General features: G+C 59.5%; 6 protein-coding genes. 4 read left to right on the forward strand and 2 right to left on the reverse strand.

The window, feature by feature from the left end:
• Positions 1–139 precede the first annotated feature (139 nt).
• Complete coding sequence (locus G5S38_RS14870; protein ID WP_165070294.1) at positions 140–520, reverse strand: SdpI family protein; 381 nt, start codon at positions 518–520, stop codon at positions 140–142.
• Between the two features lie 342 nt (positions 521–862).
• On the opposite strand from G5S38_RS14870, the gene G5S38_RS14875 reads away from it, so the two are divergent.
• Entirely contained in the window at positions 863–2,092 is a 1,230-nt protein-coding gene (locus G5S38_RS14875) for a tyrosine-type recombinase/integrase (protein ID WP_165070297.1), read from the forward strand.
• Between the two features lie 607 nt (positions 2,093–2,699).
• On the opposite strand, the gene G5S38_RS14880 is transcribed toward G5S38_RS14875, so the two are convergent.
• The gene (locus G5S38_RS14880; protein ID WP_165070299.1) at positions 2,700–2,975 is read right to left on the reverse strand and encodes a hypothetical protein; all 276 of its coding nucleotides are present in this window, start codon (positions 2,973–2,975) and stop codon (positions 2,700–2,702) included.
• On the opposite strand from G5S38_RS14880, the gene G5S38_RS14885 reads away from it, so the two are divergent.
• The 3 genes from G5S38_RS14885 to G5S38_RS14895 all read left to right on the forward strand — a co-directional run bounded on the left by G5S38_RS14885 (position 2,974) and on the right by G5S38_RS14895 (position 6,643).
• Positions 2,974–4,229 (forward strand): IS3 family transposase gene (locus G5S38_RS14885; protein ID WP_165070302.1). Its coding sequence is split into 2 segments (ribosomal slippage): positions 2,974–3,244 and positions 3,244–4,229, totalling 1,257 coding nucleotides; the frame shifts between segments, so codons are not numbered across the junction. The genes G5S38_RS14880 and G5S38_RS14885 overlap by 2 nt on opposite strands.
• A 372-nt stretch (positions 4,230–4,601) precedes the next feature.
• Positions 4,602–5,276: a hypothetical protein gene (locus G5S38_RS14890; RefSeq protein WP_165070305.1), complete on the forward strand. Its 675-nt coding sequence runs from the start codon at positions 4,602–4,604 to the stop codon at positions 5,274–5,276.
• Positions 5,277–5,572: 296 nt separating this feature from the next.
• The gene (locus G5S38_RS14895) at positions 5,573–6,643 is read left to right on the forward strand and encodes a hypothetical protein (RefSeq protein ID WP_165070308.1); all 1,071 of its coding nucleotides are present in this window, start codon (positions 5,573–5,575) and stop codon (positions 6,641–6,643) included.
• Positions 6,644–6,717 lie beyond the last annotated feature (74 nt).

The following is a 6,717-nucleotide window of genomic DNA, read 5'->3' on the forward strand; positions in this document are numbered from 1 at the left end:
GTCATCGTGATGATGCCTTTCGAGTGGGATGTGAGAGTTTCCTCGAAGGATCACGCGGTGGCCGCCTTCATGTCCATCAGTACGACGAACCCGGCAACCGCGCTACACCACTATGCGGGACGCAACTAGCTGAAGTGCATCAACCGGCTTGTTTTGCCGCCCGCGATGCGGCTGTCCCTGACAGAACGAGCATGGCGATCACGGAAGCGAATCCAGGCAGGATCACGGATGCGTTCACTACCTGGGACGGCTGAAAACCAGTAGCGAATAGAGCGATGAGACCGACTAGGGTCGCGGCTGCGGCTGCCAACGCGCCAGCGAGAACCCAGGGCGCCCCGGCACGTTGCCCCTTGATCCAAGCTTCATCGGAAGCCATGGTCGCTTTGGTTCGAATTCCGATGGCCCCATTTCGAGTGATTTTGTCTTTGCGAAGCATTGCCGCAAAAAAACCGAAACCAAGACCGATGAGAATGAAGCACCCGATCGCGATGATCAATGGAGTCGTAACTTCGTTGTCCATGAGGCCCCCTGCCTGATGTTTGTGAGTAAACCGTTTCACGGAATTGGCTGAGATACAAGAGCTCGGGGTACAAAAGCAAACCGTCGAACGGACTGCGAATCAAATTTTTTGCCGACGAGGTTCCACCCAGTTCGCTTGCAAGTCCGTAATTTGGGGGACGCCGCGCACCGGTCTGCCTGACGATAGGTGTCACCTGGTCTCTAATCGACCAACGGAACGTGCGTCTCTCCGCCGCTCTTCCGAACGTGGAGATACCCCGCGATTCGAGAGGTCCTCAAACGAAATGGCCCGACGTGGCGTGGTGGCGACGTACAGCACTTGGCGGTTCCATACAGTGGCCAAATGGATCGCGCCGCATGGGACGAACGACTGCTGCATTTCGTGATGGTGCGCAAAGTGAAGCCCAGCACGCGCGAGCTTTACTCGCTCCGGTTAGGAATTTTCTTGAAATGGTGCAGCGACGTAAACGTTTCGCCCGAAAATGCCACACCTGCAAGCATCGCGGCGTATGTCGATTATCTTCAAGCAATTCCACACAAGGCATCAACGGTTGAGGGTGAGCTGCAGGTACTCCGACTCTTCTACAAGTGGCTCGTGTCGGAAGGTATCTGTACTTCCAACCCTGCGGAAGTGGTCGAGGGCGAGCGGGTGGAGCCGCTTTCACGAGACACCCTCAGCGCTGCTCAGCTTTCGCAGGTCTGGAGCAATGCGAAGTCTGACCGGCAACGTGTCATCATCGCCCTTCTCTCGATATGTGGCCTCAAGAGTAATGAGCTTGTGAACGCCGAGATTGGGCATATTGGAGTTGTAGAGGGGCGTAACGTTCTGAGGATTCCGACTCGACAACGACAGTTCGAGTCGCGGTTTGTGGTGTTGCCTGACGAGGTATTCGCTGTGATCGCGAGGTACGTAGGAGACAGAACGAATGGCCCGCTGGTTCTCCGGCGAGATGGTACTGCGATGGACCGTCGCGCACTGTATGGAGCAGTCGCATCTATCGGTGCTGCGGCGAAGCTCCCGTTTCGCGTCACCCCTATAACGTTGTCGTTCACCTTGCGCGCCCTCGCTATCGAGCATGGTTTCAGCTACGTCAGTGTTATCAGGACCGTCGCGGAAGTAGATGCCCGCAGACTGGCCAAATGGGTCGCCAAGGCACCAATCTCAATCGGTGGTCACGCTAGCTACCGGATGGCGAGGCTAATTCTTGGTTCGGGGAACGATACAGAGGATCACTTCATGCATGCCGAAGTCCTGCTGACTGAAACGGAATCGCACCCGGCTGCTGCTCTCTCATACGTGGGCGCGGCACTCGAAAGGCATCTGCGAGAACTGGCAGACGCAAAGCATCTTGCCGTGAGAAGACCAGAACCAACACTTGCCTCCTATTCCTCCGTACTCAGAACCGCCAAAGCAATCACCGCAAGCGATGTGCAGCAAATCGCGCAGATACAGACGTGGCGGAATCACGCTGCGCACGGATGGTTCGAGCGAGTGGGCACGTCTGAGGCTGAAGAGGCGCTGAGGCAGGCGCGGGATTTGGTACGACAGTATCCATTACCGCCAGCATCTTGAGCTACAGCCCTTGCTCCCGTCGGCGTCCCGGTCACTGGTGGTTGTTGACCACTCCCCCGGCGCGGGAGGCTGAAAATGCATTGCGGGGTCTGTTTATGACCATCTCAGGGAAGAGCCGCAGCGCACCACCGAATGCGTCCGTGTCAGCCCCCTCACTCGCATCCGCTCCAGAAAACAGCGACGCAGCGCACGATAGCTAATACGTCCCCGCCGGAACCGACGAGAGCATCTTCGGTGGCGCGCGGGTGGGCAACCTGCAATACAACTCATCGACTACACCGACAAGACTGGCAAACGGATCCTCCGCCTGGTCGACGACCGCACCGGACTCCTCATCGGTCCCGACGATCAAGGCTTGATAAGACCCGTTCGGGCCTTGCAGCGTACCGCCGTCTAGGCGGCACTCCCGGCCCAATCTGATGCCAGTAGAGGCTCGGGTGCTAGAGCGCAGACGACACCGTCAGGGCCGCGACGGACAGTGTGATTGTCGCGGCTACCGCCGCGCGTTCGCTCGAACGCTGCACGTATTGTGAGCTGAACGCCGCACGTGTGAATAGACGATCGGCTGAGACCATTGGCATCGGGATGCGACGAGCCCAGTCGACAGTTACTTGATTCGGTACATGTTCTTTTTCCGAATAACTATCTGCCCTCCTACAATTGCGACGATACCTAGGGCAGCAAACCCAATCAACATCCAGCCCTGCCCCGTGTCACCACCGGCAAAGGACCAACCCGCAATAGCGACGCAAATTAGAATGGCGATGAATCCCACCGCTGGAACGACGTATCGGGTATCGATAGCGCTAGCTCGTTCAGTTCCTTGAACCGTCCCCGGTTTGATGCCGTTTCCTTTCGAGTTTGGAAGGAAGGTATTGATCATGCCAAAGAGGATTCCGGAGGAGACGAAGCAGCGCGCGATTCGGCTCGGGCTCGATCACCGCGATGAGTACCCGAACCTGACCGCCGCATGCGATTCGGTGGCCAAGAGGCTCGGGTTCGGTGCGGAGTCACTGCGCCGGTGGGTGCGGCAAACGGAGGTGGATGCTGGCGCCAGGCAGGGCACCACCTCCAGCGAGTCGGAGCGGACGCGCCGACTCGAGCGGGAGAACCGCGAGCTGCGGGAGGCCAATGCGATCCTGCGGGACGCGGCGGTTTTCTTCGCCGGGGAACTCGACCCCCGACGCCGCTGATCGTCTCCTTCATCGACGAGCAACGAGCCAAGAGGCGCGCGGTCGAGTCGATCTGCCAGGTCCTGCGTGAGCAGGGCGTGCAGGTCGCCGCGCGAACCTTTCGAGCCTGGAAACACGCCCACCCGTCCGCCCGCGACCTGACCGACGCGGTCATCATCGACGAGCTGCTGGCGTCCGTCGGGACGCCGGAGGGCATGTATGGGCGGCGGAAGATGCTCGCCCACCTGCGCCGCCGAGGCCACGACGTGTCGGGGCGACGGGTGGACCGGCTGATGAGGGATCTGGGGATGAACGGCCTTGTCCGCGGGCGCGGCATCAGGACGACGATTCAGGATCGTAACGCCGCTCGCGCCCCAGACCTGCTGGAGCGGGACTTCACCGCGCCAGCGCCGAACCAACGGTGGGTGGCCGATTTCACCTACGTCCGGACATGGGCCGGATTCGTTTACGTCTCATTCGTCATCGACTGCTACTCGCGGGCAATCGTCGGCTGGCACGCGGCCACCACCAAAACGACGCCGCTCGTGACCACAGCTCTTCGGATGGGGTTGTGGCGACGGGATCGGGCCGGTCATCCCACCAGCGATGGGCTCATTCACCACTCGGATGCCGGCAGTCAATTCACATCGGTGTCGTTCGCGGAAACACTCGCGCTGGAAGGCATCGCCGCATCCATCGGCAGCATCGGCGATGCGTACGATAATGCGCTGGCAGAGTCGACCATCGGCCTGTTCAAGAACGAGGCCATCCGCGATGACTCACCGTTCCGCAACGGGCCGTTAAAGACGGTCGACAACGTCGAATGGGTTACCGCCGAATGGGTCGACTGGTACAACGCTAGACGCCTGCCAACCACCCTCGGGAACGTACCGCCTGAGGAGTTCGAGGCCGCGTATTACGCTGACCTCACAACGCCATCCCAACCGGTGCTGGCACCCGCATAGGAGCGGCAAACAACCGGGGACGGTTCAATGTGCAGCCACCACCCATCGAACATGGCGTGGTGTGCGATCCACTATCACTGCCAGCCGACCGAGGCTGATGACACCGTTGCAGATGGACTCGTGAAGTGCAGAAGATCAAGAATTGGCCGCCCCAGCCTGACGACCTCAACGCGGCCGAATACTTCAACCAAAGCTATGACCTGTCGTAGTCACTATGGTTTCTTATAACGTCACACGTCGAAGTGCGTTCCGTTAAAGTGATTGCCCCGGCGCGCCGACACGTTTAGCGTGTCCCGTCCGGGGCTTACGGGTGCCACGATAGCACTCAAACGTGGAAGGCAACAAGACTCATGCGACCGAAGAAGGATGACAGTGCAGCCTGTTGACGCGGCCACCTTGCCTGGTCTGTCGCAGATTATCGGAGCGGATCGGTTCGCCCCATATCTCTCGGCGCAAGGCGGATCCCGCCCAGAAGCCATGCGCCTATATATGTGGAACGTCGAAGCCTCGGCAGCTCTCCTTGGTGCGTATGCAGCGGTCGAAGTCGGAGTACGAAACGCCATGCACAATGAGCTCAGCGGCATCTTCGGCCGCGCCGATTGGTGGTCAAAGGCGCCGCTAGGCACTAACGACTTTGATTACGTCAAAGAGGCGGAGAGCTATCTCAATAGGCGGAAACTCAACGGTCAGTGGGGTCCCGGACACGTTGTGGCCGAATTGAAGACATCGTTCTGGGAAGGGTTATTAGTGAACAAGTACCACGCATCGCTCTGGGAACGCGGCCTTAAACACGCCTTTCCGCATTATCAGGGGAGACGTGATTCTCTACGCCAGAGAATGGAACGGCTGCGCATGCTACGCAACCGTGCCGCTCATCACGAACCGATCTTCGCTCGCGACCTCAACATCGACCACCAGTTTATGTGTGACCTCGCGAGCTTCATCGAGCCCGACCTGCAGACCTGGGTTTCATCGCACTCCCGCCTACCAAGCATCGTCAGCAATCGTGCAGCGACTATTCTCGGCAATAGGTACACGCGTTTCTAAATGTTCGAACCCAACGCTCACCTCATAGCCCTAGCAGGCGACGCGCGCTCGGGGAGGTCCTCTCGTCAGGAATCGAACGTGACCGCCCGCGTAATCCTGCAATTCTGAGTCGACACTGCCAGAAAACCCCTTGTCGGGTCGTCGGAGCCGACGACGGCATTCGAAGAACATGATGGGCACCATCGACGTCCTTATACGCACTCCCACAAAAAGCGAACGGTGAGCTTGGAGCGGAACAACCAAGCCCTGGTGCTAGATGGGACCGGGGAATGCTCGGGCGCGGTTAAAATGGCACCGTGACCGATCCCCTGCCCGATGGCTTGGTGAAAGCAGTTACGCATCGGTACTTGCAGTCCGTTGACTTCAACGGTCTATATCTGCGGAGGGAGGTCGACCCCGCGGTCGTGGAGGTCGCGAAAAAGATGGTCGCAGGCGGGCATCTTCAGGTGATGGTGTCTGAAGTCGACTACCCCAATCCGCACATTAGGCCGTGGCCTTCGCGGCGCACGATTGAGTCGCAGATCGAATCGCTTGATGAGCTGGCCGGCGCAAAATATGGTCTGGTGCTCTACCCAACGCCGCTGGCGCTGAGTGGGGTGCGCGTTCCCGCTCGGCTCAAGGGGCATCCGTTCGGCGCGGCAATGGCGAAGGGTCGCGGGACACTCGAACTGGCCTACTTTAGCTTCGACGTACTGGAGCCGTATCGGAACGACCCGCGGTATCACTTCAGGTATTGGGATTTCGGCGTCGATATGGGCATTGGCGACGAGGCTTATATGGACGAGACCGAGCCGGAGCGCGACAACGTCTCCCTGAGCCATCTTGGGTTTGCCTACGATTTGTCCGGTTACGACCGGGACGACGTGGGATCATCAGTCGTGCGCCGTGTGGCCGCCTTCTACGGCGACCTAGCCAAACTCACTCCGGAGCATCAGCAACGTTGGAAGTCTTATCAAGTAGCTGACGATGGCCTCGAACCGCATCCTGCGTGGTGGATGGCACAGATGGGCCATTGGGCAGACGGCATCGGCCCCTTCGATCACCTGTTTCTCGAACTCGAAAATCTCAACGCGCTCTGGATCGGCGCATTCAAACAGGAGCTTGTCAAGCACACTGATAGGCCACAAGACCTGGGTTGGCTCCTGCGTCCGTCGCAGCGCGAGTGGGACGAGTTCATTGTCCAGCTCGACAAGCTGCTGTCGGATAACATCCGTCACGACGGCCTGGACGCCGCCGGCGCGCCCCGTAAGGACAAGAACGATCAGAACTTTGGCACCCTGACCCGCCTTGTCGCATTCCTAGAAGGCAGGGGAATCGGGTCAAGTCCCCGGTGGTGGTGTAGCGGTGTCCTTCGGTTTGGGGGTTAGGCGCTGAGTCCGAGGGCGGGTTCGGTGGTCACCTCGGTTCCGGTGTCGGGGACGAGGGTGAGGCGGGATCTGGC

Origin of the sequence: Marisediminicola senii (assembly GCF_011057645.1) — a bacterium.
Taxonomy (GTDB): domain Bacteria; phylum Actinomycetota; class Actinomycetes; order Actinomycetales; family Microbacteriaceae; genus Marisediminicola; species Marisediminicola senii.

Coding starts and splice junctions, on each gene's coding strand:
- G5S38_RS14880 (WP_165070299.1), bottom strand. CDS start 2,975: ATGATCAATACCTTCCTTCCAAACTCGAAAGGAAACGGCATCAAACCG.
- G5S38_RS14870 (WP_165070294.1), bottom strand. CDS start 520: ATGGACAACGAAGTTACGACTCCATTGATCATCGCGATCGGGTGCTTC.
- G5S38_RS14875 (WP_165070297.1), top strand. CDS start 863: ATGGATCGCGCCGCATGGGACGAACGACTGCTGCATTTCGTGATGGTG.